The organism is Herminiimonas sp., from assembly GCF_030645555.1.
Taxonomy (GTDB): Bacteria; Pseudomonadota; Gammaproteobacteria; order Burkholderiales; family Burkholderiaceae_D; genus Oxalicibacterium.
The window spans coordinates 1-2,795 of sequence record NZ_JAUSME010000312.1 but is presented as its reverse complement, the minus strand read 5'-3'; the positions used below and the strand labels follow the sequence as shown (position 1 = coordinate 2,795).

Genomic DNA, 2,795 nt, shown 5'->3' with positions numbered 1-2,795 from the left:
TTTGTTCCGCCTCGTCACGCACGCGACGCTCTATCAAATCAAATAGCCGCGGGTCAGAAATACCCATCCATGCCAGCGACTCGACCAGCTCGGTTTGCACGCTTTTCCCGTCAGCAAACACCTGGGCATAACGCTGAACATCATCATCCAGCGACGCCGCATGGACAGAGCCGGAAAGAAAACAGGCAGTCAGGAGGGTGATGAAAATTTTCATGGATATGCCTGAAAAAATATAGGAGCCGTAGTGTAATCGGAAATGCGGTTTCATTGCGTATTTAGCATGATTCCGCAATTGTTCAAGGACATGCAAGGGTACAGCCGGACCATCATTTTTGTGTTGCACCGTAACATGATTTCAAGCTCATGCGGGCGCCGCCTGGAAAGATCTATTTTTCATGCGACATATATATAAAAGACGAAGAAAAATGACGCCCAACCATGGCTGCAAACCAGCAAGGGACGCGGCGCAACAATAAATCCCTGACAATTAAATGAGCAAGAATTGCATAAGCCGACTTGAATTATCTAACAAGCATCCCTATACTTAGCACTCGCTTGGGGAGAGTGCTAACAATCTTCCCGGAACGACCAACTTTCTGGTGCGGCATGTATGCACTGTAAAGCTCGCTTTGCAGCCTTATGCCGCAAATCACCATAACCTATTGAAAACTAAGGAGTTTGTATGAACCTTCGTCCTTTGCACGATCGCGTCATCGTCAAGCGCCTCGACCAGGAAACAAAAACTGCGTCCGGCCTCATCATTCCTGAAGCAGCTGCTGAAAAGCCTGACCAAGGTGAAGTCCTGGCTATCGGTAACGGCAAAATCCTCGATGACGGCAAAGTTCGTCCACTCGACGTCAAAGTTGGCGACCGCGTCCTGTTCGGCAAATACGCTGGTCAAACCGTCAAGGTTGACGGCGATGAAGTCCTCGTGATGCGCGAAGAAGACATCATGGCAATCGTACAAAAGTGATGCCGATGTCCGAGCGCGACGACTCTGTCGGCGCAATCGGAAACAGCGGCATCATCCCCGCGCACGCGGGGATCCAGTGATCACTCAGATCACTCAACGCAATCAACGAACATTCAGGAGTAATCAACATGGCAGCTAAAGAAGTTGTATTCGGCGACGCAGCCCGTGCCAAGATGGTCGAAGGCGTCAACATTCTGGCCAACGCAGTGAAAGTAACCCTGGGCCCTAAAGGCCGTAACGTGGTTCTGGAACGCTCGTTCGGCGCACCTACCGTCACCAAGGATGGTGTTTCGGTTGCTAAAGAAATCGAACTCAAAGACAAACTGCAAAACATGGGCGCACAGCTCGTGAAAGAAGTGGCTTCCCGCACCAGCGACAACGCAGGCGACGGTACCACTACTGCAACGGTGCTGGCTCAGGCAATTGTGCGCGAAGGCATGAAATTCGTTGCCGCCGGCATGAACCCTATGGATCTGAAGCGCGGTATCGACAAGGCTGTTGCAGCTACTGTTGAACAACTGGCGCTGATCTCCAAGCCTTGTACAACGACCAAAGAAATCGCTCAAGTTGGCGCGATCTCGGCGAACTCCGATTACTCGATCGGCGAGCGCATCGCTGAAGCGATGGAAAAAGTCGGCAAGGAAGGCGTCATCACAGTTGAAGATGGCAAATCCCTGAACGACGAACTCGATATCGTTGAAGGTATGCAGTTCGACCGCGGCTACCTGTCGCCATACTTCATCAACAATCCAGAAAAGCAAACCGCGATTCTGGAAAATCCATTCATCCTGTTGTGCGACAAGAAAATCTCCAACATCCGTGACCTGCTCCCGGTACTGGAACAAGTCGCCAAAGCCGGTCGTCCACTGCTGATCATCGCGGAAGACATCGAAGGCGAAGCACTGGCAACGCTGGTTGTGAACAACATCCGCGGCATCCTGAAAACCTGCGCTGTTAAAGCACCAGGCTTCGGCGATCGTCGTAAAGCCATGCTGGAAGACATCGCTATCTTGAGCGGCGGCCAGGTCGTTGCTGAAGAAGTTGGTCTGACACTGGAAAAAATCACGCTGGAAGAATTAGGCCAGGCTAAACGTATCGAAATCGGCAAAGAAAACACCACGCTGATCGACGGTGCAGGCCAGGCTGTCACGATCGAAGCACGCGTAAAACAAATCCGTGCGCAAATCGAAGAAGCAACTTCGGACTACGACCGTGAAAAACTGCAGGAACGCGTTGCCAAATTGGCAGGCGGCGTTGCAGTCATCAAAGTCGGTGCAGCTACCGAAGTTGAAATGAAAGAGAAAAAAGCACGCGTTGAAGATGCATTGCACGCTACCCGCGCTGCAGTCGAAGAAGGCATCGTTCCTGGCGGCGGCGTTGCATTGTTGCGCGCACGCGCCAACATCAATGTCAAAGGCGACAACTCGGATCAAGAAGCCGGTATCCGCATCGTGTTGCGCGCAATGGAAGAACCGCTGCGCATGATCGTGCAAAACGCCGGTGAAGAAGCATCCGTCGTTGTGGCTAAAGTACTCGAAGGCAAAGGTAACTTCGGTTACAACGCAGCCAACGGTACCTACGGCGACATGGTTGAAATGGGCGTTCTCGATCCAGCTAAAGTAACTCGTTCGGCATTGCAAAATGCTGCATCGATCGCTGCACTGTTGCTGACCACCGATTGCATGGTTGCCGAAGTTGTCGAATACAAACAAGGTGGCGATATGGGCGGCATGGGTGGTATGGGCGGCATGGGTGGCATGGGCGGCATGATGTAATTGCTGTTCTGCTTTCGACGCCGTGCAAGCGGTGTCGAAACACCCTG

The 2,795-nt window shown here is 52.2% G+C and carries 3 protein-coding genes; 2 read left to right on the top strand and 1 reads right to left on the bottom strand.

The window, feature by feature from the left end; genetic code table 11:
• Window positions 1-214 (bottom strand): hypothetical protein (locus Q7T06_RS11730; RefSeq protein WP_304784864.1); only part of this gene is annotated, 214 nt, incomplete at its 3' end.
• Between the two features lie 468 nt (window positions 215-682).
• Here Q7T06_RS11730 and groES point away from each other — a divergent pair.
• Both groES and groL read left to right on the top strand, forming a co-directional pair.
• Window positions 683-973, top strand: a complete 291-nt coding sequence (gene groES, locus Q7T06_RS11725) for a co-chaperone GroES (protein ID WP_304784862.1) — start codon at window positions 683-685, stop codon at window positions 971-973.
• Window positions 974-1,101: 128 nt separating this feature from the next.
• Window positions 1,102-2,748, top strand: a complete 1,647-nt coding sequence (gene groL / locus Q7T06_RS11720) for a chaperonin GroEL (RefSeq protein WP_304784861.1) — start codon at window positions 1,102-1,104, stop codon at window positions 2,746-2,748.
• Window positions 2,749-2,795 lie beyond the last annotated feature (47 nt).